Source organism: Leisingera sp. ANG-M6 (genome assembly GCF_000813905.1).
Classification (GTDB): domain Bacteria; phylum Pseudomonadota; class Alphaproteobacteria; order Rhodobacterales; family Rhodobacteraceae; genus Leisingera.
Genome location: NZ_JWLG01000003.1, coordinates 60,559 through 84,079, shown reverse-complemented (window position 1 = coordinate 84,079; position 23,521 = coordinate 60,559). Strand labels below are relative to the sequence as shown.

13 protein-coding genes and 1 tRNA gene are annotated in these 23,521 nt (G+C 56.6%); 8 read left to right on the top strand and 6 right to left on the bottom strand.

Translation table 11 applies throughout. From position 1 onward, the window contains the following. Window positions 1–219: 219 nt before the first annotated feature. The 6 genes from RA24_RS01780 (at window position 220) to RA24_RS01750 (ending at window position 13,454) form a co-directional block, all read left to right on the top strand. A tRNA-Leu gene (locus RA24_RS01780) sits at window positions 220–306 on the top strand. 488 nt (window positions 307–794) lie between these two features. Continuing rightward, a complete protein-coding gene (locus RA24_RS21890) occupies window positions 795–2,417 on the top strand; it encodes an AAA family ATPase (protein WP_082020304.1) in 1,623 nt (540 codons plus the stop codon). 101 nt (window positions 2,418–2,518) lie between these two features. After that, window positions 2,519–3,295: a hypothetical protein gene (locus tag RA24_RS22145; RefSeq protein ID WP_152612791.1), complete on the top strand. Its 777-nt coding sequence runs from the start codon at window positions 2,519–2,521 to the stop codon at window positions 3,293–3,295. A gap of 1,242 nt (window positions 3,296–4,537) precedes the next feature. Then, window positions 4,538–6,364, top strand: coding sequence for a hypothetical protein (locus tag RA24_RS01760; RefSeq protein WP_152612790.1), 1,827 nt, complete (start codon window positions 4,538–4,540; stop codon window positions 6,362–6,364). 11 nt (window positions 6,365–6,375) lie between these two features. Further along, the gene (locus tag RA24_RS01755; protein WP_152612789.1) at window positions 6,376–7,839 is read left to right on the top strand and encodes a hypothetical protein; all 1,464 of its coding nucleotides are present in this window, start codon (window positions 6,376–6,378) and stop codon (window positions 7,837–7,839) included. Window positions 7,840–7,841: 2 nt separating this feature from the next. Further along, window positions 7,842–13,454: an ATP-binding protein gene (locus RA24_RS01750; protein WP_039189372.1), complete on the top strand. Its 5,613-nt coding sequence runs from the start codon at window positions 7,842–7,844 to the stop codon at window positions 13,452–13,454. Between the two features lie 42 nt (window positions 13,455–13,496). On the opposite strand, the gene RA24_RS01745 is transcribed toward RA24_RS01750, so the two are convergent. Then, window positions 13,497–14,936, bottom strand: coding sequence for a DNA cytosine methyltransferase (locus RA24_RS01745; protein ID WP_039189369.1), 1,440 nt, complete (start codon window positions 14,934–14,936; stop codon window positions 13,497–13,499). Window positions 14,937–15,133: 197 nt separating this feature from the next. Here RA24_RS01745 and RA24_RS01740 point away from each other — a divergent pair, with 197 nt between their 5' ends. Beyond that, entirely contained in the window at window positions 15,134–15,814 is a 681-nt protein-coding gene (locus tag RA24_RS01740) for a hypothetical protein (RefSeq protein ID WP_082020303.1), read from the top strand. Between the two features lie 791 nt (window positions 15,815–16,605). Here the strand turns inward: RA24_RS01740 and RA24_RS22415 are convergent. From RA24_RS22415 to RA24_RS01715, 5 genes are all read right to left on the bottom strand, one after another. After that, a complete protein-coding gene (locus RA24_RS22415; RefSeq protein ID WP_039189364.1) occupies window positions 16,606–17,691 on the bottom strand; it encodes a hypothetical protein in 1,086 nt (361 codons plus the stop codon). 65 nt (window positions 17,692–17,756) lie between these two features. Continuing rightward, on the bottom strand, window positions 17,757–18,428 hold the full coding sequence (locus tag RA24_RS01730; protein WP_152612788.1) for a hypothetical protein: 672 nt from the start codon (window positions 18,426–18,428) through the stop codon (window positions 17,757–17,759). Between the two features lie 92 nt (window positions 18,429–18,520). Further along, complete coding sequence (locus tag RA24_RS01725) at window positions 18,521–18,706, bottom strand: helix-turn-helix transcriptional regulator (RefSeq protein ID WP_039189359.1); 186 nt, start codon at window positions 18,704–18,706, stop codon at window positions 18,521–18,523. 75 nt (window positions 18,707–18,781) lie between these two features. Beyond that, window positions 18,782–19,588, bottom strand: a complete 807-nt coding sequence (locus RA24_RS01720; protein ID WP_039189357.1) for a hypothetical protein — start codon at window positions 19,586–19,588, stop codon at window positions 18,782–18,784. A 10-nt stretch (window positions 19,589–19,598) separates the two neighbouring features. After that, window positions 19,599–20,777, bottom strand: a complete 1,179-nt coding sequence (locus tag RA24_RS01715; protein WP_039189355.1) for a tyrosine-type recombinase/integrase — start codon at window positions 20,775–20,777, stop codon at window positions 19,599–19,601. Between the two features lie 368 nt (window positions 20,778–21,145). Between RA24_RS01715 and RA24_RS01710 the strand changes: the two genes are divergently transcribed. Then, entirely contained in the window at window positions 21,146–23,422 is a 2,277-nt protein-coding gene (locus RA24_RS01710; protein ID WP_039189353.1) for a glycosyltransferase family 2 protein, read from the top strand. The last annotated feature ends 99 nt before the right edge of the window (window positions 23,423–23,521 follow it).

Below are 23,521 nucleotides of genomic sequence, written 5' to 3'. Positions count from 1 at the left end.
ACAGTAAGCGGCCGGCAAAAGTGCCGGCCGCTTTCATTTGGGTTATTCAACGCCTGCCCCGGGCTGTCGCGCGGTCTTGGCAGCCGAATTGCGCCCCTGTTTTCCTGCGCTTAGCCCGGATAGGGCGGGAGCTTGGATATTCCGCGCAAAAAAGATGATTTTCGGCTTCACATCGCATTCGTGCTGGTCTATACGCCGCTACACCAAGCCTAAGACAGTGCGGTCGTGGCGGAATTGGTAGACGCGCAGCGTTGAGGTCGCTGTTCCTTAACCGGAGTGGAAGTTCGAGTCTTCTCGACCGCACCAACCTTCCTTAAAAGAGCATTTTTTTCAATATCTTATTCGGTTGTTGGGTGCGCGTATCCACCCCTTGGTCCACCCTTTACCATGCAACGCATTTGATTGCTGGAAGTGCTAAGTTGGGCTGGAAGTGGGCAGCCCAGTCGTTCACTGCCTGGCGTACTGACTGGCAAGATGCGGGACAAACTTGCTGTTCGTTGCAAGTACGCGATTCTTGCTGCAGTAGCGCAACATCAGAAGGTCTTGCGAAAAGCGGGTTTTAGCTGCGTCGTTCACGAATGGCCGCAATTCGCAAAGTGGGCAAGATCTCGGGGGATGGTTGAGTTCTTACGTACCAAGAGCCACCCGAACCAATCGCGCCGCCGTGGAGTGAACGCTCCTTTCACCAAAACTGCGCAGGGCAACCTTGCAGGCACTCACTAACATCACATACATAGGGATAGAAAATTTTCGGCCTCCGTCTATGATCAGCGGCTGTTTGAGAAGAGTGTTGCATGAATAGTAGAGAAATTAAGTCAGGGCAAACGCCTCACAAGGTGATTATTTCATTGCGCGGGCCGGATCAAATTGATCGCCCAGATTCATTTGTCTGGGTGAGGCCGTATGATTTTTCGTGGAACGATTTTGGACACATCACGAGGGCGACTATATTTTTCTTCCATAACGGTCGCCATGAATTTGAATACAATTGTAAGGCGGCATATTTTGATCCGGATGCAAAGAAATATGTTGGTGTCGGAAATTTCATGCAGCAGGACCCAAGCGGTCCAAATTCCATCATAGAGACTGACAGTCGCAGTTTAATATCCCTGGGGCAGGATCAAGAGACTTATCGCGAAATAGTCCGGGAGTATGGAGTTGAATTGGCGAGTGATCGTCTTTTGGCGGCTGGTGACCTGGTTGCGGTCCGAAATAAGGGATCAGCAAAAGATGTGGAGAAGTCCGCATTGGAATCAGATGTTTTCCAATTATCCTTGTCTCGAGATTCAGAAGCTTACTACGCGTTTAGGAATGCAGCAACAATTCTTCGAGGGCTGGATCAAGAAGACATATCATCCGGACCAGATAAGGTGACAGTTGCCTTAACAGACCAGAATGGTTTGGAGTATGAGATAGGATTCACTTTCAATCACCACACGACTATTCCGAAGCGTACGTGTGTAATAATTGGAAAAAATGGGGTCGGGAAGAGTCGCGCTTTGGGTGGCATAGCCAGAAAGGCGTTGCAAGGTATTGATCGTGGCGCAAGAGGTGGCGAAGACAGAATTACGGCGAGCCGAATACTAGCCTTCACACCGAGTAATGAATGCACTGGCGTATTCCCAAATGAAGGGTGGAAACGACCTGCAACATTCTACAAGCGCCTGTCCTCAAGTCGTGTTCGGAGCGGCACGGCCGGAAACACAGCGACGGCAAGTATAGCTGAATTGTCTCGCAATGATAGGATGATTTCCACAAAGTCCCGCTTTTCCATTTTTATGGATGCGATTCAAGCCATTAATCGCCCAGAGGAAATAGCTTTTAGATCATCAAAAAGCCCGCATTTCATAAAGTTGAAAGAGCTGCAAACCCATTCGGAGCATCGTCGGCTTGGTCTACTTTCCGACATGAACCAAGCTGTAGAGCCTGGCCGCCACATCGGTGATAAATTTTTTCACTTGAGCGCTGGAGAAGTGCAATTTATCAAGCTATTGGCGCAGGCTTGCACCTACATCGAGAATGGCTCTTTGCTACTGCTTGATGAGCCGGAGACTCATCTACATCCGAATTTCATAGCTCGCTTAATGAGTGCCTTGGAGAGGCTTCTCGCGGATACCGGCTCGTGCGCGATTATGGCAACACACTCAGTCTACTTCGTACGCGAAGTTTTCCATGATCAAGTGGTGATTGTTGAAAGAGACGATGATGGGGAGGTATCTGTTAAGGCGCCTGGTATGCGAACTTTCGGCGCTGACATCTCCACAATATCCGCATTTATTTTTGGCGAGGAGGATAGTTCATTTCTCGCTGAGGATACAATGGCAAGAATTAAGGAGGAGAATCTTTCATTTGATGAATTGCGTGAAAAATATGGCAGATTTCTTTCCCGGGAAATTCTTAGCGATCTGCGTAAATAGAAATGAAAAACTTAAATCATAGATCAAAGGGCCAGGTGCGAGCTCTCGCAAATGTTTCGCAAAACAGAAGATCTAAGAATGCTCCAATTGTTGGAGCGAATATGGAATTTCTCGTTAGTGCGTATCGAGAATACGTAAGAAAGCGCGGAAATCCTTGGCTGATTTCGGGGTATGTAAAGAATCCTGACTTTCAGAAGGCGATGGTAAGCCTATATGGGTCGAAGATGGAAGCGGTAAGTTATATTTCTGATCTCCGCAGGAGCACCCGTGGCCGTTGCTGCGCTTTTTGCGGGTCTCTTAATAACAACCAAATCGATCATTTTCTCCCGCAGGAACACTACCCCGAGTTTTCAATTTTTCTACAGAACTTGTTTCCGATCTGCGCGTGCAATCAGTCCAAAGGGAAGAGGACCATAGGCGCCGCGATCGGAGAACGTTTTCTTCACCCAAAGTTCGACAGGAAAATCGGTGAACGTTCTATTTTTGTGCGCATTAGGTGCCACGACGACGTTCCGACCTACACAGTAATTATTAGAAGGCCCAAGGGTGTTCGTGATGCTACGGCTTTTGAATTTCACACCCAGAAGCTTGTATCGCAAGAGGCTCTTGTCGATTATGTCAAAGACGGTTTTGAGCGCTTCTGCCGACGCCCCGGTAACGTAATTCGCCTCCTGAAACGTGCTAATCCAGATAGTAAAGAGCATTTGGTTCATTTGCTGTGCGACGAAATCAGCGAGGCATGCTGGCAGCATCAAAGTAAGAATAATTGGGAGTCTGTAATGCTTCAGTCTTTAGTTGAGCGCCGGACAGTTAACTGGTTATGGAAACGCTTGTCGGCGCCCGGGCGAAATGTTGGGGATCCACTCGTAGACTTGTAGAGAATGGAAAGTCATTGGAGCGCAATGTTGTGTTCTCTGAGCATGACTCAACTCCGCCGCAAGGCAAGCCTGTGCTTGAAGTCAAAGGAGCGGCCGCAATGGGCCGACCTTAGCCTTACAAATGTAGAGAGCCAAACACTGGTTGCTCTCGGCAGTCTGAAGGAAGAGTTGTGTTTCCTCTTGTCTGGCAGCTTCAAAGGGGCAGCGGCAATTGGCGATGTCGGGCATGGAGTTGGTCCGCATTACGACTTTTTCCCAGAAGAGGGCGCCTCCGGCTAGGTAAAGGGCTGTGCAAAAGATAGTCCAATAAGTCATGTTGAGGTGTCCATTTATCAGGTTTGGCGGAATTTCAGTTTCAAATGGTTTCGGAGAGGGGCGCTGTTATTGTGTTCTGTCAGTTGGGTCCCGCATCGGGCCGGTTTGCCGATGCCTTCTCCCTTCAAGACGGCTTGGTTGCCGAGCGTAAAAACTGCCGCTGTTACCCTAAACTGTCACAATGCATGCGTTTCCGCTTCGGCGTGGGGCGCCCGTGGTGGTGTTGCAAGAGTGCTTTTCGGCGGGATTTGCAACTGGTTGCATCTACTTCTGACATTCCTGAATTTTTTCCGTCGCGCAGACCGTGAAGACGCTCGGTTGGCCTCCTGCGTTTTCTGGTTGCTCTCCACTTTCAGCCGCTTGCGGGCGCGACGCTCACCAATTAGGGCAAGGGTTTCCTGCTCCATCATGCCGGTCAGCATCAGTCGCTTCAGCTTGCCTGTGGCGTAGGCACCCGTGATCAGGCGCGAAATGCCCTAGGACATCCGGCTGGGCAAAGTGAAGCAGCGTTTTGCTGTGGCGGATTGTCGTAGGCAGGGTGAAGAAGGGGGCTTGCGTGCCAAGCGGATTTAGCTTTGTTATCGGGTATGATTTCTCGCTTTGATTGCGACATTTTTTCAATGAGGTGCTTTGTTTTTTAATGTTATCAGGAGGAAAGGAGGTTTTTTCTTCTCTGGTGATCGCATCTTAAATTCCATAGGATCAATCTATAGGAAAGAGCTTTGACTAATCACGCGAGAGGGCAGAATGTCTTACCCAAGTTGGATCCTGGAGCGTTCGTTCGGGGGGCTCGGAGTCGCGGTTTCCCCGGTTTGTGCCTCATCCGGCGAAAAGTGGCCAAATGGACGGTCCTCCCCGATGTCCTCCGAAGCCTGCCGAGCCATGATGATGGCTTGCTCTGCGTCTGATACTTTAGGCCCAGCCCACATGGTGTTTCTTGTCGGTGGGGCAGGCAACGGTAAATCTAAACTTGCGGCCGAAGTAGTGGCGAATGTGCGCGGGATCCGGAAAGGGGGGGGGAGCGTTTTTGCCCAGCGTTGCTACGAGTTCGACTTGCCGAACGGGCGTGCTCTGCGGGTGTTGAATGATGCGACCATTCCTCCTGTCGATCGGCAAGGTTCTGCTCTCATGAGAGATATCGCCAGTGCGCTGCGCGGCAAGGAACACTTTCTTGGGTGCATTAACCGCGGTGTTCTCATCGGCGAGCAGTCGGAGCGGTCAAAGTTGAAGGACGACGACGAGAAAGTTGCTTCGGATATTGTTGCCTGGCTGCTGAATGGCGAATTGCGCTGTCAAGGTGCGGAGGAGCCCTGCCTGGACTTGGTTGTGGGGCAAGAGGGTGGCAACTACCAGTTTGCCAAAGTGCGCGCGGCGGGCAAGGTAACCGCGGTCTTGCACCTCGTATATATGGACAGCGCCTCGCTTCTCGAGAATTGGCCCGAACCGCCCCTGATGGAACAGGCAGATGCAGCTTTGCCGACGGTCGAACTGCGCGTGACGCCGCTTGGCGGTGTTGAGCGTGCCGACGTGGCCACGGCGTTTGAACCCTGCCTGACTAATCTTGCCCGCAATTTTCAAAAGGAACTACGGCTGGATGAGCTGGACCCGATCGCTGCGAATGCGCGCTCGTTGTCAAAGGATATCGTGGCACGGGGATGGTGCTCATTGATGCGTGGGGCCGAGATCCTTTCTGGCACGCACTTCAGCTACCGTGAGCTCTGGGCGCTCTCGGCGCACTCGCTGGTTGGCCCGGCAAGTAGCGATACCATGTCTCGCCTTGCCCGGCACGTAGCAGAGAACCTCGAAAAGATCCAATCCAAGGGCATCGGTGAACGGGTCGCGGGTGCCGTTGCGCTGGGAAACCTTCGGTCGCACATGATGTTGTTCGAGGCTGGAGCTTCTAGCACGGGTGGCGAAGCCAACATCTTTAATTGGCCGAGAACCACCAGCGATGCCATGAAGGCGGTCCATTTCGCAGATCCCTTGAAGCATTTTGGCCCATCTACAGGGCATGGCAGCGCTGACATCGACGAAGCCTTGGATGGGTTGAAAGATGGGAAATACCCCGGAGCTGACCTGGTGTCCGGGGACGAAGCCGTTGGGGCATACTGGGGACAACTGGATGCTCGGATCGAAGAAATCGTACAGGAAGCGATTGACCCGGATAAGGAATCCGGCTTGCCCCTCAAGGAGCGTAGCAATCTATTGTCGTGGTACGGACGGTATATGTATCGGCTTGTCGCACTAGTTCGCGGTTGGCCGGCCTACGTTTCCGTTGTCACGGCCTGGCAAGAAACGTGGTTGGACGCGCTTTCAAATGGGCGGCTGGACGCGTCTCTGGAGGATGCCATTCTTGAGATCGTCGCGCCAGTTTCAGAGGGCGCGCACAAGGCGTTGTTCACATTCTTGCAGCCTCGTGTGACACAAGGTGAACCCAATGCACCAAAGGTCCGTATCGAGATCCCACGCAACGACATGAACTTGTCCGCCCGCGTCGAAGGAGACCGAGTGGAACTCGAGATCCGTCTTCGGTCGCAGCGCGAGGATCAGGCTTCCGCGGTAACCTCTCTTGATTTTCACCTGCTGCGCGAGGCCATGGCGGGACTTGAGGGCCACGGGTTCACCGACAGTCGCCTTATAATCGAGCCTCGTATTGAACGGCTGCGCGCGGCGATGGTCGCCGCGCAAATGCACTCTGGGGGTGACAGGAATAGGTTCAATTTCTCGGACCGCAACTATGACGAGACGCGTTAAGGAGTTTTTCGATGGCAAAGAATGTCTCGTTGTTCGGACTAAATCGACCCGAATACCCGCCTTCGCGGGAACTGTTCATGTCCGAGCTGGCGTGGTCGGTCGAGAGGGATGTAAACAAGCGACAAGAGAAAAAAGCCGGTTTTGCTGGCTATGCCTACGGGGAGTTGAGCGCCAAGGCAAAGGCCGGTTTCGAGTTCACGAGGCCGGAGCCCGGATCGAAGAAATTCGAAGACCTCTGCACGGCCCTAGTCAATGGGAGGAAAGCGCGCGACCGTAACAGTGCCGCGAAAGTCGTTTCGATCCTCCTAGAGGAGCTTGAAGCACCGTATTCGAGCAAAGCCCTTCGGTCGGCAGCGACGCCTCTTAGTATCGAAACCGCACTCTTGCAGGATCTACGTGGTATAACGGGTAAGAGAAACCCAGCTAACTTGGCGCTGAACCTAGAGAAGATGTACGCGCTCGGCGGTGGGAAAACGTCTGTTGCTGCTGGTTGGACAAGTGCGGTCATGTCGCCCTCGGGTGGTGGGATGCCCGCATGGATCCGGGATTTCTTTGCAGGAGTGACTCCTGGTGACATGGACGCCATCGTCCAAACCGTGAAGCAGCACGGCCCCTCTCATGTGATCAAGGATCTCCGTCAGCCGCGTTGGCTGCCCAGCAACACCCCGTACTCGTGGTTTGCAGGAGCCTGGGACAATCTTTGCGAACGGGGATGGGTTGACCAGATGCCGCGCCGTCGCTGGACAGACTGGGCATCTTGTGTGGCTCGGACCGCCTTGGCGACTGGGTTTATGTTCGAGATGCACCTCTACCGTCGGCTATGTGCCGCTCTGATTACCGAGGAAGATGCGGGAGACGCCGTTCGGTCGATGATGGACGACAGCAATCGGCTCTTCTCTTGGGATGATCTCATGCAGAAGAGCGCCGCTGACGTTGGGCCGATTGTTCGCCAACTAGCTGATTCCGGAAGCGCCTGCAGGGAGCTCATCAATGATCTCGTGTCGGAGGATGGCGAGGCGGTTCCCGCGTTTGCCGAGTTCGATCAAGAGGGAAATGGCTTGACTTCTTGGCTACAGGCGGCCCGAAAAGTGTGCAAGGGCCGCTCCGGGTTCGAGCAAGAAGTGGGGGCCGCGATGGCCGCGAAGAAGTCGGGGACCGCGAACAACACATGGGAAACCATCAGGTACTCCTTGCTGGCACGGTCCAGCGACGGTGAGCAAGATCTGTACGCGCTTCTGAAGTCGGCGGGCAAGTATACATGGGTAGAGCCGGGCCAGGAATGGCTGGTCACAATCAGTAGTCTACAAGCCAGAGGGCCGGGGCAGCTGTCCCGGATGACAGACCTCACCTCAGCACTTGCTTCGATCGGGATCGATGCATCACAGAGAACGCTCGTTTCTCGCCTCGAAAGTTACGGCCTAGCCCGTAGTAGCCACGACGCGGACGATGCACTCGAGATCATGCCAGGATTCTAAAAATGAAGAGAAAATTACTCCCCGAGGCAATCGCGAGCGCCTGCGCCCAGAACCAAGGGTTGGCGAAGATTATCCTCCCACGTGGACTGCCCTCTGCTTTCAAGGCCGACCTCTCCGCGGCATTGGCTGATCTCGGCGGAACACCAGTGCGCTTAGGGTCAGCGCCCGGTGAATTGTCACTGGGTGAAGCCATCTCTTACCGTACGCCAGAAGGCGGAGAGACCGCGGCCTCAATCTTGCTCATTGCCACAGAAGGCGATGTGCGTGAGTTGAAATCGCTGGAAACCTTCCGAGATGTTTTGGTTGGAGGCCTGCCTGGCGGGCTAAGCTCGGACGAACAGGCGATCTTGCAGGCACCGGATATTGCGCGCCAAGCCGCCGACATCTTGGCGCGGCAGTTTGATTTTCACACGGCGGAAATGGCCAATGCTCTGCAGATGGTCTTTACTTTCCTGGCCGCCGCTTATCGCGAAGCCGGGAACGGGGAGAAGCGTTGGACAGAAGCGTTCTGGCTACATCTAGACATGCTCTGCGACGCCCTCGAGCTAGGCCTGAAAATCTTTCCTTGGGATCTTCCCAACCGGGAGATCCTCTTGGTTTTTGCCAGCGCGGGCCTGCCACGGCCGAAGTCGAAGGAGGGATTTGCGTCGAATCATAGGCCGTCAGATTACGCGAAAATTGTGCAGCAGGGATGGAGCGAGATCGACGATATCGAGCTCTCGCTTCTGGGCGTGCAGGAGAGCGACGGAGAGGGTGAAGAGCATCCGTTGGCTAAGCTGGACTGGTCCGGCTTCGTCGCAAGCCGAGCTTCGCTTGGGCATGGCCTGCTTGCCTTGGCCTTCCACGGGAAATCGCGGGGACAGGAACGGTTGGATGCTTGGGCCGGAACGTCGGAAGCCGCGTTTTTTGATAGGCCTAAGAAGGGTGAGGTCGACTACCAGTTCTGGGCCCTAGGAAACGGCGGGGAAAAGGAAATGCCCCGGCTTGAATGGCGCGGCGTTGACCATGTCTTGCCTCCCGCTGCCCCGGTTCGCCGAGACGACGGAACCGTTTTGCTCGGCTACTACAAGCTGCGGCTTGAGGTCGATCCCGGCGATAAGCCAAGTGCCAAGTTGGAATGCAGGCCCGCGAGTGCATGCGCGGCGACGGTCGTTTCCTGCGTCACCGTTGACGGGGCTTTGGAACTGGAGTTCGAACTGACTCGGAAGATCGCCATGAAAGGCGGCAAGTGGCGTGAGAAACCCTTTACGCTTTCGGTTAGCCCATCGCGGACCACATTGGGCTCGCAGTTCCGCGAAAGCTTCGAGTTGAAGCTCTTCTCGCCTAACCCAGTTGTGCCCAGTGTGCTTGTCGTCGAAGCAACGGGTAAGGGTAAAGGGCAAGTGCCCAGCTTCTCGGGCGACGTGTTTCTTGCCGTTGATGGTGACAACACGCTAGTCGAACCCGAAGGCGGTACCCCCGACCGAGACTTGACCCTTTCTGACAAGGGCGGCACGGCGGAACTGGTTGTGGTAGGAGACGTGAAAAACCCGGCATGGGTGGGAGGGGGAAAGCTCAAGCCGACAGAAGGAACCAAATCGGATTTTATCAACTATTACGATTTGACCGGCCAGCCTGCCGACCCTGTTGTCGATCTAGGTGGCAAGACGGTCAACATTACCGTTCCGCTCGTCGAGAATGGTCAAGTCAACCCTTTCCTCGCGGCGTTCATGGCGGAGCCCGTGATTGCCGCAAGCGAAGATCTGAACGAAGAGATGGAGCTGGATCCGCGGGGAGATCTCGAGAAGTGGTTCCGCGATCAGGCAATTCTGGACGCTCCAAGTGACCAGTTCCGCGCATGCCTCGGAAGTTGCCTCGTCGAGGCCGGGAGAAGACCGGGGGCAACCTCCCTTCAATGGGATGACGGGCTCGGTGCCTTCACGAACACTGATGGCGCGCGGTCGGTCACTTTTCCAATGGATATCTCCGCCTCCCTTGCGGCGGATCGCTTTTGGAGAGCCTTCCTGAACCTCGGGCTAGGCAATGAGCCTGTGATTGGCCTGCAATCCGTACGCGCCCTACCGAGCACCTTGGACCTACGCACCGTCGCGCGCGAGAAGGTCGAGGCTTACATCGAGGCCTACGGTGCGATTTTGGAACTGGCGAAGGGTGCGCGGGCAAATTCCTGGGCTGCGTACCCTTTCTCTGCCCTGCTGTTCGATACGCAGTTGGGGCAGGCAAAGGGCGTGTTGCTGTCGCCGTTGCACCCAGTTCGCTTGGCCTGGGCGTGGAGCGTCCAGGCCGCTGGAGGGGAAATCAACCACGACCCGGTGTTCGGCAAGGTCTCACGGTCCTTCCTGCGGTTCATCGACGGTGAGATGTTCCCCGAGGCGGGCCCATCTACGGACACGGGTATGACCTGGGTGTCCACGGGGCTTGCCCCAGGGCCGCAGGAAATGTTTGTTGGATGGAGCATGCTTTCGAGCCTCCCGCTCGAGGTAGCGAATCAGGCTCAGTCCCTAAAGTTGCTTGGTCTGGACTTGCCGTTCGGAACGCCTTCTGGCCTCGATCGAGGGGGGGTGTCCTCTGCCTTGCGTGATTACCTCCGGGTTTTCCCCGCGTCGCAGCATCTGCGAATTGGCCTTGCCGCGCCCAGAGGAGGCAAGCGCTTCGAAGAAACCGATGACGCGATTATCGCCGCGTCGGTCAACCTGCTGAGCGAACGCGAAGGCCTGCTTCCTGGCGGGATTCGCATCGTGGACTCGAGCGAGAGAAAGGGAACGCCGCCAAGTTCTAGCCGTGTTCTCGCTAGGCTTCAGGACGTGGGTGGCGCCCGCGACGGTGGAAGTTTGCCCCCCTTTGAATGGATGACTGAAGATGCCGGGTCTCTCACCCAGCACCACGTCGACTTGCAATTTGTTGAAGACAGCGTCGTTACCGTACGCACGGACGTAGCCAAGGAGAAGACTGAAGCCACTTGTACCGCGGGGCCCAACCTCCCTGTGAACCGTTTTCGATCGTGGCAGTTGGCGCACGCCAGCGATAGTGTGTCGACTTTTGGGCTGGGAATCGAGAGGCGCTCCTTTGCTGGGCTGGCGAGTTTTTCCGCTGTGCTTGCTAAGCTGGAGGGCTTGCAGCTCGCTGGGGAAGCGTGCCGAATGGAGGCTCGTTTGCAGCTAGGTGACCGCATGCTGGGCGAGAATGCAAAGTGGACGATCACTGGCAACCGCAACTTGAGCCCGGCGGTCTTGTCCTCTCAGCTCCGCGCGTCCCGTGCCGACGTGGCCCTGTGGGAATGGAGACCGGCGTTTCTTTCGCGGCAACGCCAAAAAAACGCGATCTCCGCTATTTCTTCGACCCATCCCTACACGGTCTTGGCCAAACCTTCGAAAACGCTCACGACCGAAATCAAGCGTGTTCTCGGCGACTGCGGCGTGCACAACAAGGACGAGGATGCAACCGAGGTTATCACCAGCCTCGGCATGCGGGGCGTAGGCCTCTCGTCGCTGCTGACGATGGGGCACACCCAGAGTCTCGGCGCTATCGGGTTTAACCTTGCATTTAGGGGGCTTGCGAACTGGGAAGGGGCTGCTGCGCCAGGTGAGATTCGCTGCGTTGTCCCCATGGATTCGGTTTACCCGCTGCTGGATCTCCTCGGAGAAGGCGCCCGTACACCGGATGACCAACGGCGCGCGGACCTGCTTTTGCTGAGCGCAATGGTTGACGACGCGGGCAACGGCACGGTTCGAATGCATCCGGTCGAGGTGAAAATGAGAACCGGGCATAGCAGCCGGTTCCCGGCGCGGAACAAGCTCGAGGACCCACTCGAGCAACTGGAAAGCACGTTCAAAGTTCTGAGCCAAGTTTCCAAGAACCTTGATGCCGCGGGCGCCCGCGTCTTGCCCTGGGCCGCGTTCGCAAGCTTCTTGGAGGCCGCACTTTCCTTGCGGCCATCGGTAGCGAATAGCGATCCTGCACTAGAAGCGCAGATACTTGGATCGGTTGCATCATCAAATTCGCGGATCGTCGCTGAAAGTGGAACCGTCCTATGGTTCCAGGTCGGTGGCCGCACAGAGGAAGGTGACCCGTTTGACCTGTTTTTTGCAGAGGGTCGCGAACCGGGCGGAGTTCTCATTGACCCAGCAGCTTTCAACATCCCAAGTGTTGGAGGGCACGTGCAGGTCGCGATCACTGACGTGATAGACGGCGTGCTGGAACGCGCTGGCACAATGCCTGGCCTGCCGGGAAAGAAAGCCCACGCGGAGGCCCTTGCCCCCTTGGCGAACCCGGAAGGAACTGGACAGCCTGTTCCGGCGAACGAGCCTACCCCGGTAGAGGAGGCGGAGCCAGAAGTGGAGCAACCTGAGCAGGTGGCCTCGTCTAACACGGCGGCTCCTACAGTACGCGGGGCGGGCGAGCCGGTGAAAGTGCAATCCGAAGTGGCGACAAAGCAGGTTTCCTCGGCAACGCTGGCACCCGCGGATGTTTCCGCCGACGCGGGCATAGAGGTCCTAGTTGGGCACTACTCGCATGGCAGCACGCAACGGACAATCCATCTCAAGCTAAGCGAGACCTCACTGAGTCAGATGAACATCGGTGTCGTTGGCGACCTAGGGACGGGCAAGACGCAGTTCTTGAAATCGTTGGTCTACCAGATCGCGAATTCGGCATCGGCCAACCGTGGAACGGCCCCTAAGGTTTTCATCTTTGATTACAAGCGGGACTACTCCGAGAAAGAGTACCCGGTTGCACTCGGAGCGCAGGTTTTGGACCCAGCCAAGGCTCCCTTGCCTATCAACTTCTTTGCGATCGACACTGACCGGTTGGACGGTAGCATCCAGATGGAACGCGTCCGGCGCGCGAATTTCTTCAGCGATCTCCTTCGCCGAATTTCCAACATAGGTGTCGTCCAGCGAAATGACCTATACGGGTGTGTTATCGCAGCATATAGTTCGGCGCCCCACGGTTCTTTTCCGACGATTAATAATGTTTACGCGGCCTACCAAGAACTTGGTAAAAACGATAGCGTGATTTCCGTGCTGCGAATGCTCGTTGACTTGATGATCTTCGAGAGCGATCCGTCCAAGACGCGTTCTTTCGTGGAGCTATTCGACCGCAGTACGGTATTGAACCTTTCGGGCATCTCGGGTGCAGGACAGGATATCGTGGACATCGTTGCCACGATGTTCCTCGACAACCTGTACACCGACTACATGAAAACGCGGGAGAAAAAGCCCTTTATCACTGGCGGCGACGGGAAGAGCCGACGTTTCGTGGACTCGTTCGTTTTGATCGACGAAGCGCACCACGCAATGGGACGGGACTTCGAAGTGCTAATGAAATTGATGCTCGAAGGGCGGGAGTTCGGCATGGGAGTCATCCTTTCGTCGCAATACCTCTCGCACTTCAACACGCGAAGCTACAACTGGGCAGAGGCACTCTCGACTTGGGTCGTTCACAACGTGCGTAACGCTACGGCCAAGCAGTTCGAGGGGATTGGTTTCCGGAGCAATGTGGGAGACATGGTTACTGAGGTGACCAAGTTGCAGACGCACTGGGCCTATTACCGTTGTATGAACAACAATAACGAGGGTGTGTTGATGAAGGGGCAACCCTTCTTCTCACTCAAAAGGTAGGCGCTGGGCCAAGCAGAGCACCACTCGGCTTGGCCCACCCACCTACTGCTCGTAGGTTGCTTGAGCGAGGATCTCGTGCAGGTGCGCTCCTAGTGCTTTTGCGAGCAGCGGCGGGACGGCGTTACCTACCTGAGTGTACTGTGGAACCTCGACGCGTCTCTTGTGCGCTCCCGTCGTTTCCTTGGCACGGAATTCGAAAGTGTCTGGGAACGACTGTAAGCGCGCCAATTCACGGACGGTGGGTACTCGAGGTTCCACTGGATGCACGAAGTCATCCGGCAGGCTAACGACTGTCGGTGAAGGTTCGAGCAAGCGAAGCGCACGTTGGCTATGCTTCTTTGTCGCCAGTTCCTGTACGTGCTGGATGTAGGTCTGGACGTCTTCGAGGAAATCAACTTCGCCACCCTTGCCGGGCCCAGGGTAGGTGTCGCGGATAGCCTCGAGGCGAGCCTCGCTCGAGAGATCGTGGCGATAAGGGAGGCCCAGCACCTGCTTGTTGACACCCCTTTCCGCTGCTATCTGATAAAAGCCGAAGCGTTTCGTAACCTTGTCTGAATGTCTACGCTTGATGTGGTTTTTCAGGCCGTTGGATTGTTTGCGGGTAACGTGTTGGTCTAGCCCCGCCAGCAATTCCTGATAGTCGAGTGACCGCGGACTAAGCTCGTCGTCCAGCAGATCGTATAGCGCTTCCTGTACAACGCGCTCCTTTTGCCTGTCTGCATAGTGCCCAAGGTACTCGAGTTCCAAAGAGTTGAAGTGTGTACGCCTCGGGGCCAGCGCCGGGCGCCCACCCGCCGTAGGCACTTTTGCGCCATCGTCGTCAGCGGAACTCCACAGTGCGTTCGACGTGGCGATACCAAGCGTGTCCGCAATATCTCTTGAAATACCTACTAGGAACAAGCGCGGCCGATTTTGCGGCGCTCCAAAATGGCGTGCATTTAGCAATAGAGGTTGAACAACGTACCCCGATCCTGTTTGGCGAAGGGCCTCTTGGAGCTCTTTGAACGGCGAGCGTTTCCCGTGCTTGGCGAAGTCGCTCTTCATGCCCGAGACATTCTCGATGATGACAGCCTTGGGATTCACTGCCTCCACAAATTCCAAGAACTGCCACGGCAGCTTGTTGCGCGCGTCGTCCGGGTTTCTGCGACCGGCCATGGAGAACCCCTGACACGGCGGGCCGCCAGCAACGAGGTCAATGCCTTCGGCTGCGATACCCTCGACCAGCTCCTTGCGCTCCAAGAGCGCGCCGAGTTCGTTTACCACCAGTCCACGGCGCACTTGCTCGGCTAAGTCGGCGCCAACGTGGTCACGTTTCCACTTCTCGACGTCGTCGACCGGGGCGATGAGGTTGTGATGGTAGGTCTCGGCTGGCATCTCAGATTTCTCGACAGCCAGACGTTCTTTGAAACCCGCGGCACGCAGGCCCAGAGAAAGGCCGCCGCAGCCAGCGAAAAGGTCGACGCATGTAAAGGTCTTGGTCATCGTGCATCCCAAATAAGGGCCATTCCGCTGGGCCGAGCGGCTTGCGGTGCCCTGGTCTAGTCGAGCAAACCAGGCACGTCAACGCTCGAGGGCAAGGTTAGCGGGGCAGTTTGCCTCGGGACAAGCTGGACGCTCCGGGGTTTGGGTGTCCTGGATTATCGACTACACTTTGTGAAGGGAAAAAGTATTGAGTGCATATGGTCGATGCGCATCTAACTCGAAGTGAAAAATTGCGCATCACGCGTACCCGGGCCGCTCTAGTCGCATGGTACGCAGGCCATGGGCGCCACTTGCCTTGGCGCTCTCCAAGTGCGAGCACCTTTGAAAAGATCTGCGTCGAAGTCCTCCTCCAACGCACACGAGCGGAAACTGTTGCGCGAATGTACGACGCCTTCTTTAGAAAGTACTCGGGGTGGGGCCAAATAGCGCGTGCCGAACGCGAAGAGCTCGAAGCATACTTGAAGCCAATCGGTCTTTGGAAGCGCCGCGCGGCATCGCTTCAAGGCCTGGCGGCTTACGCTGATGCCCACGGCGGGGTCTTCCCGCGTGATGCTTTCAAACATGCTAATATTCCTGGGGTGGGGCAGTACGTCTCGAACGCGATCTTGCTTTTCCAGCACAAGAAAGTTCGGCCATTGCTAGATGTAAACATGGCTCGCGTGTTAGAACGCGTAGTACGCCCGCGTTCGCTAGCCGACATTCGCCACGATCCTTGGTTGCAAGAGGCTGCAACTTGGCTCGTGAAGCATGAGAGACCTGAGCTGGTGAACTGGGCGGTCCTCGACTACGCTGCCGCGGTATGTAAGGCGCGCAGCCCATCCTGTGACAACTGTCGACTGAAGCGTTCTTGCTCGTGGTCGAAAGCCAGGCGAACGTGATAGTGTTCTCGAGTGCTTGTCCATTCATCAGGTTTGGCGGAATTTCAGTTTCAAATGGTTGCGGAAAGGGTCGCTGTTAGCACGTTCTGTCAGTTGGGTCCCAATTCGGGCCGGTTTGCCGATGGCTTTTAACCTAAAGACCGCTTGGCTTCGGGGTGCAAAAATTGCCGAAGCTGCCCTAAGCCGACACCTTTCCATGCCTCCGGTTCGGCGTGAGGCGACCATGATGGCCTTTCAAGGGGGACTGTTCGGTGGATTTTGCAACCAGTTGCAACGGCGCGCTGGGCGATACCCACTTAGGTACGTTGCAACTGGTTGCACCTCCCTCTGACATTCCTGAATTCTTACCGTTGTGCAGCCTGGGGGAACGTTCGGCTGGCGGGCCGAGAATTTCTGGGTAGCAGCCTCAACGTCAGGATTTCGGTTAAGTTGAGGATGGGTTTGGTGACAGGCTTGCAGTACCGCGTGATATGCTTGTCACGTCTCATCAGCCTTCACCTGTCGATCTCAGCGCGGTGCTGCTTGAAGTGTTCGGGGCCGGAATATTCGCTGGCAGATTGGAGATTTCTTCCGGCACGGGCTGCTTGGTTTTTACTTGCCAGAGGCGGATTAGGGCGCTGCGGGAGCGGTGATAGCTGAGAGCGCGCCAACGGCTTCCAGCACCCCTCTCAGCGCCTCCTATGCGGTACTGAATGATCCACTGGATTGTATCCTTGCAGATGACAACCCGGAAGCGCTGGGCGCGGGCGATCACCCGGCAATAGTGCTCGCTGCTTTCGCGGTGAGAAATTTCACAGGTCACTATTCTGCCTCCGGGACTGCTGGGTCTGATGTTCGCCTTCCAGGCTGTCAGCGGAGGCGGGAAAGCCGTGGGGGCTGGAGGCATTCTGTGTCCCTCGCAACCCGGCGCAATCAACCTGATGGCGATCCCCGCATCCGTTCATCAGTTCTTCGTTCGCTTTGCGCAGGCGTTCCTGCAACTCATCCCATGTTTCCATCTTTGAGCCCGGCGGCGGGCTGCCGGAGGGTACCGGCGGAGCCGGTTCTGCGGCCCTTGCCGCTCTACGTTTCTCCTGCATCGCCGGGCTGTTCGAGAACGGGATTGGGGGGGCTTGCCATGCCTGACCAGGGCAGCGCTTTTTCACGGGCTGGACCGGCACGCCAACCTCCGCCAGTCGCTCGCCAAAGCCCTCCAGCCGGATCGCGCGGTCCTCATGGTCGCGGGCGGCAGCCAGCTTGCGGTTGGCCTCCCGCGTTTTCCGGTTGATCTCGTCCCTCATCCGCTTCCGGGCGCGCTCCTCACCGATCAGGGCAAGAGCTTCCTGCTCTGTCATCCCGGTCAACATCAGCCGCTTCAGTTCGTTCTCTTCGCCGCCGCTGATCATCCGGTCCAGATCGCTGTCTGCGTAGGCGTCCGCGATCAGGCGCAGGATGCCTTCGGACAACATGAAATTGATACTGGGGATATTGGGTGCATTGGTCAGGAAGTGGAGCTTTCTTTGCAGCAGTCGAGACCACCGGCGGACGGACCAATCCAGCAGGGCCGGGAGCGTGATCGTGTTGCTATAGACGTATTTTGACAGGGCGCGCTTCACTTTGGCGTGCTGTTCGCTCCCCCAGCCTACGTGGTTATACATCGGGAAGGTCTCTGTCATCGCGGCCTTCCAGACGATCTCGACGTCGGTGCTGTTGGGCTTTTTAGTCTTGGCTTTCTCCGCCGCCTGTTTCCGGGCGCCCTCTGTCTTTTCCATCCGCTCGGCCAGTCCGGCCCGGACCTTGTCCGCCGAGTGCAACCCGTTGCAATTTTCGCCGCCAAACAAATCTTTCTGGATTTCGTCCGGAACGGTCTCGGATTTTTCGACCGGATCAATTTTCAAATTTTCATCCGAAAAACCGTAACCGCGCGAGCCGACAGGCTCAGCGCTAATATTATTCTCTTTATCTATATTCTCTTTATTCTGTGTCCATGTCGTGGACTTCTAGAAGTTCGTGTGGTGGACTTCTGGTCTTTTCCGGGCTCGGATGCGTTTTTCGAAGTTGGCAATTTCATCAGAACTTCCTCCGGCTCCCAGTCGAGATTGAGACCGAGGACCACGAAGTTGCGGGTGCGCTCGCGGGTGATCACCTTACGGTCTTCGAGGGATTTCAGAGTGGACAGGTACTTGGCCCGTTTCAGGCCAATCCCGGCAAAGCGATCCGTGCCGTTCAGGATGTTTTCATGACAAGCTCGGAAGGTTTTGCGGCCCCAAAGGACCGTGCGGTCGAGGATATAGCTAACCACCCGGAACTCGAAGAGATCGAGGACCTTGGCCCACTTCCGGTTCACCTCCTGAACGACCTGCAATCGGTCAAGGGGAGTGATGTCTTCCCTGGACAAACCGTGCAAGAATTTCCACGCGACACGTGCTGCCGCTGATTGTTGCGACTGGCCGGTACTTGTGCCCCAGCTTTTGTTGTATGTGGCGGCTTGGCTCTTGCTGTCTCTGTTCCAGCTGTCAGCAGAGGCAAAGGGGTGATGTGAAGAGTTGGTGCCCTGGCGGTTTTGCAACTGGTTGCAATCACGGTGCTTCCGTTGAATTGCAGCCGGTTGCACCTGAAGAATTTCATGGTGCATTTCATGCTCTTGGATTGCGCCCCGAGCCAGGAAATGGTACTGTTTAGTGCAACCTAAGACAGCCCGCTCCCGGTACATCTGGGGCGGGTTTCTTAATGTGCGCGGTTAGCTTCCAGGGCCTCAAGGGCACTCAGGAATTCGTCCCGTTTCCAGAACGACCTTGCCCCGATCTTTACCGGGCGGGGAAAGGTCCCATCGTTGACCCGGTTGTACACAGTTGTCTTGCACAACCCGGTCAGGTTGCGGATGTCGTTGATGTTGAAATAAAGCGGTTCCATGGAGGAGTCCTTTTTGGCCTATCTGAGACCAAAATCGACCACTCGCGACCGGTAAAAAATGGGCCGGAATTAATTTTAATTTTTTTTCGGCGGGCGGCCAGGCCCTAGAATATTTGCTCCGCTCTCGTGCAGAAGTTCCCACGCGTAGCCAAAGGTTGGGTTTTTAACCTTGCGGCCAAGGTACTTTGCCAATTCAGCCTGAGATACAGTTTCATGGCTAGCATTTACGAAGGCGAGGGACTTTATAAACGTTTCGTGCAACGTGCCGTACGCCAGTAAGTTTAACAGTTGGGCGTCTAGCGGCTTTCGGGCGACGCCGACGCAAACTGCAAAGCGAGGGTATTCCATTAGCTGCCGGACAAAGTGGATGCCATCGATGGGCGGCTCGGCTTCTGTGAATTCCTCAAGTCCGCGGATCGTCCAATCGGATGTATCCAGAAAGGCATAGAGGTTGCCCCTGTTCCGAACCCGAGAAAGCAACTCCTCCTTGGCGAGTTGCATGCTCGTTGGTTCCGCCGTCTCGGAACTGCGGGGTTTGAACTCTATGGGAGCGAACTCCTGACCACTTGTCGGCGTCAGGATGTTCGCTCCCAGCAGCTTCGTTTCTCGATTGCTGTCCACGATATGCAGGCTGTCGGCATGCTGGTGGATGTACCGCTCTGTCAGGTACATCGCTAAGCCCATTCTTAGATTGTTTCTCTCATCCGAAATCCGGAGAGCGCTTGCGATGTCACCAGTGCCCTGATCGAAGCGGGTGGAGCGAAGAGGGGCAGCTTCAGCAAGCTGCTTCGCCAAACCAATACATACTGCCTCATTGGTGGCGAGGCCGATACACCGTTGAAAAATCGACGCTACCGAAATGCTTTGTACTTTTGTGCTCATTAGAGTTCTTTCATTTTGCAACCAGTTGCACAATCTCAGCGGTGTTGCCGGTCACGTGACTTGCCCACCTCTCCATCAGGGTGCGCCGTTTTTCGAGGTAGTCTGTCCGGCGATAGGATAATTCGACCTTGCCTCCAATAGAGTGCGCTAGAGCCATCTCAGCAATCTCTCGTGGGGTTTCCGTCGCCTCCGCGCACCAAGTCCTAAAACTGGAGCGGAACCCGTGGGGGTGCGCCGTAACTTCACGCCGTTCCATCAATCGGGACATTGTCGCATCGGAAATCACACCCTTGCGTACGCTGGGGAACAGGTATCCATCTCGGGCAAAAGCCGCCGCCTGCTCAATGACGGACAGTGCTTCGGTTGAAAGGGGGACACGGAATTCTTTTCCGGATTTCATCCGTTCCGCCGGGATCACCCATGTGTTCCCGTCGATGTCATCAATATGGCAGTGCCGGACCGGGTGGGAACGAACAGCAGTCAGGATTAACAGGCGCAGCGCCAGGTGGGTTATCGAGCCTTCGTTAAGGCTGTCATAGAATTCTGGCACCTCGGCCCACGGCATCGCGGGAATATGGCTCCGCTTTTGCCGGGACTTGCCCAGAAGGGCTTTCGCTTTCGCAGTAGCTTGAATGTCCACGGCCAGCCCCATCGCCGCGCCGTGCTGGATAACGATGCCAAGACGGCCCAGTGCTTTTTGGGCAGTTTCGCCCTTGCTATGCCAAATTGGGGCAAGTGCGTTCTTTATGTCCTGCTGGTCGATTTCTTCAATCGGCACGTTCCCCAGCTTCGGGAGAATGTGAAGCTCCAGGGGCGAGAACCATCTGCCTGACTTTCCGTCGTTCTTTAGTTCGGCCTTGCGGGCTTCAAAGGCTTCCCTTGCTACAGTCGCCAAGGTGTGATCCGCTTTTGCGGCTTCCCGGCGCAGGCGCTCGCGTTCTTTAATCGGGTCTTTTCCTGTTCGGACGACAGCACGCCACCTTGCGGCTTCTTCACGAACTTCCTTTAGGCTGACCTCCGCGATTGAGCCCAGCCCCATTTCGCGGCGTCTTCCGTGGATTTGAACCCTAAGAAACCATTGCCCGCCGCCGTCTGCGCGTCGATGAAGCCACAATCCGCCGCCGTCGCTGTATTTCCCCGGTGCGGCATTCTTCACATGGAGCGCTGATAACCGGTTGAGTGTCGCCATTGATCCACCTTTCTGCCCACCCGATTTGCTTGGCTTAGTTTAACCGATCTTGAACTGGATTGAACCGTAAAATACTGAATTTACGTTGAAAAATTTGAGTTCATGGAGGTTCGTGAGCTTGCTTAAACGCCTTTGTTCAAGTCTTCAATGCATCTCGACCGCACCATCATCTCTCTCTGAAAAAACTGCTGCAAGCTCAGGTTTCCTGTGTGTGCCGAGAATGCCTGTTGCCCTTATATCAACTGCTTGGCCTGATGCGGGTGGCCAGCGGCAATTGCCGGTTCCTGCATTTCCGCGGACCGGCTATAAGGGGGCCGCTCCGGACACTTGTGCCCGGGGCCAAGAATTTCACAGCGTGATGCAGCAGTATGTCCAGTCCAGATGCCGGGAATTGCGGCGGCAAAGTCCTCGAACGTGAACTCAGCGCACTGACGCTTGCCGGGGCGGATCTGCTGGATGCCGTGGAAATGGCAGGTCCGGAAGGCCGGACCGCCAGGCTGTTCTTCAGATCGGGTTCCCCGCGCGACGTTGCCGCGGCCATGTCATCCCATGCCGGAACGGTGCTGCACAATTTTGGTGGTGCACCGGTTCTGGATATTCCGGTCAGCGGTGCCAGCAGCGCGGTAAGTCTTTCGGCTGACGCAGAGCAGCAGCTGGTTCCGCTGCAGCCGGATGAGACCGGTTTGTTTGCCGGGCTGAACGTCCTGGCAGCAGTCCGCAACGGAGAAACGGCAGAAGCCGCGGCGGAATGGCTGCGGTTCCATGCGGCGCAGCACGGTATGCAAGGGGCCGTCATATTTGACAGGGCGCGGCCCCGGGACAGCCGCCGTTTTGTTCATGCACTGCAAGAGCTTGCGGAAGACATCGGCGGGCTTGAGCGGGTTGTGGTGGTGCATTCCGGCCTGCCCCTGGGCAAGGAGGGGCTGCCGCCGGAAGCGCATCCCTTTAATGTGCCTGGCGCCCCGGGCAAGGACCGGATGGAGATCCCGCCTGCCGACCCCTGGAGCGCACCGCTGGGGGAGTTCCTGATCTATGAGATCCTGCGCGCGCGGTTCCTGGCGCGGGCCCGCGCTGTGGCCAACATCGACCTGTTCGACCTTCTCGCGCCGGGCGAGGGGATGAATGTCTTTGACCGCGCGGTAGCCGCCCCCTCCGGCTGTCTGAAGCTGGGCGGTGTGCAGGCTTATCCCTGGCGGGTGCGCAAGGGAGACGAGCCTGCCTTTGGCGATCACATCTGCATCCAGTTCGACGCTTCCGGGCTGCGGCCGCGCTGGTGCCTGGCGCCGGCCAAGGCGCCAGCGGGCTGCATCTGGCGGCTGATCCGGGTTGTCGGTGCAGACCCTGATCCTGACCAGGATGCCCGGTTCTACCGCTGCATGGCCTTGCGCCACCCCGCAGATACAGTCTCGAAAATCGTGCCCAAGACCAGCCTGGTTGAAACACCTGAGCTGCTGGACCTGGCCACCAGATACTTCAATGCCAAACCCGTCCGCATTCCTGAAGAGCAGGCGGTCAAGCGTTCAGGCGGCAAGCCCAGGACGGCTATCGTCACGACGATGAAGAACGAGGGGCCGTTCATTCTGGAATGGCTGGCCTATCACCGGGCAATCGGGGTGGATGATTTCCTCGTCTACACCAACGATTGCACCGATGGCACCGACACGATGCTGCAGATGCTGCAGGAGAAGGGCATCGTGCAGCACCGCGAAAACCCGTTCCGGGGCACGGATCTGAAACCGCAGCACGCAGCGCTGCAGGCCGCGGAGGAAGAACCGTTGATCCGCAACGCCGACTGGCTGGTCTGCATGGATGTGGATGAGTTCATCAACATCAAATGCGGTGACGGGCGGCTGGCGGATCTGTTCGAGGCGGTCGGTGATGCCAACATGATCGCGATGACCTGGCGGCTGTTCGGCAACAATGATGTGCGCGACTTTACCGGCGATCTGATCACCCGGGAATTCACCCGCTGCGCGCATGAGATCACCCGCAAGCCGCATCAGGCCTGGGGCTTCAAGACCTTGTTCCGCAACACTGGCATCTTCAAGAAGCTGGGGGTGCACCGGCCCAAGGGCCTGAAGCCGCAGCTGTGGGAGGACATCCGCTGGGTCAACGGTTCCGGGCAGGACATGCCACGGGAGATGTTCCGCAATGGCTGGCGCTCGTCAATGAGCACCTACGGCTACGATCTGGTGCAGCTCAACCACTACGCTGTGCGCAGTGCTGAGAGCTTTCTGGTCAAACGCGACCGCGGCCGGGTCAACCATGTCGACCGCGACCAGGGGCTGTCCTACTGGTTCCGGATGAACAACAATGCCGAAGAGGAGCGCACAATCCAGCGGATGATCCCGGCGCTGGAAGCTGAGATGGCGCGGCTTTTGGCAGATCCGGACATCGCTGCGGCGCATGAATACTCATGCCGCAAGCACCGCGAGAAGATCGAGGAACTGAAGACCCGGGAGGATATGATCGCGCTGTTTCACGAGCTGACCAGCGACAAGCTCTGCAAACTGTCCCGGATGCACGCGCATTTCGGCGCCAATGTCTTTCTCAGCGGCCCAGGTGTGATCCCGGATGAAATTGCCGAAAAGGAACCGGGCAGCGATTTTTGGTTCACCGTGGAGCGCGGCGAAACCACACATTGAGGTTTCCAGATCCCGGCAGATTGACAGGCGTTCAGCAAGCGCGGTAATTTTCGTTAACAAAAAGGCGCGGTTAGGCGCCAATGTATTGGGTAGAATAAG

Coding starts and splice junctions, on each gene's coding strand:
- RA24_RS01715 (WP_039189355.1), bottom strand. CDS start 20,777: ATGGCGACACTCAACCGGTTATCAGCGCTCCATGTGAAGAATGCCGCA.
- RA24_RS01750 (WP_039189372.1), top strand. CDS start 7,842: ATGAAGAGAAAATTACTCCCCGAGGCAATCGCGAGCGCCTGCGCCCAG.
- RA24_RS01725 (WP_039189359.1), bottom strand. CDS start 18,706: ATGGAACCGCTTTATTTCAACATCAACGACATCCGCAACCTGACCGGG.
- RA24_RS01760 (WP_152612790.1), top strand. CDS start 4,538: ATGGTGTTTCTTGTCGGTGGGGCAGGCAACGGTAAATCTAAACTTGCG.
- RA24_RS01740 (WP_082020303.1), top strand. CDS start 15,134: ATGGTCGATGCGCATCTAACTCGAAGTGAAAAATTGCGCATCACGCGT.
- RA24_RS22145 (WP_152612791.1), top strand. CDS start 2,519: ATGGAATTTCTCGTTAGTGCGTATCGAGAATACGTAAGAAAGCGCGGA.
- RA24_RS01745 (WP_039189369.1), bottom strand. CDS start 14,936: ATGACCAAGACCTTTACATGCGTCGACCTTTTCGCTGGCTGCGGCGGC.
- RA24_RS01730 (WP_152612788.1), bottom strand. CDS start 18,428: ATGCACCATGAAATTCTTCAGGTGCAACCGGCTGCAATTCAACGGAAG.
- RA24_RS21890 (WP_082020304.1), top strand. CDS start 795: ATGAATAGTAGAGAAATTAAGTCAGGGCAAACGCCTCACAAGGTGATT.
- RA24_RS01755 (WP_152612789.1), top strand. CDS start 6,376: ATGGCAAAGAATGTCTCGTTGTTCGGACTAAATCGACCCGAATACCCG.
- RA24_RS01720 (WP_039189357.1), bottom strand. CDS start 19,588: ATGAGCACAAAAGTACAAAGCATTTCGGTAGCGTCGATTTTTCAACGG.
- RA24_RS01710 (WP_039189353.1), top strand. CDS start 21,146: ATGTCCAGTCCAGATGCCGGGAATTGCGGCGGCAAAGTCCTCGAACGT.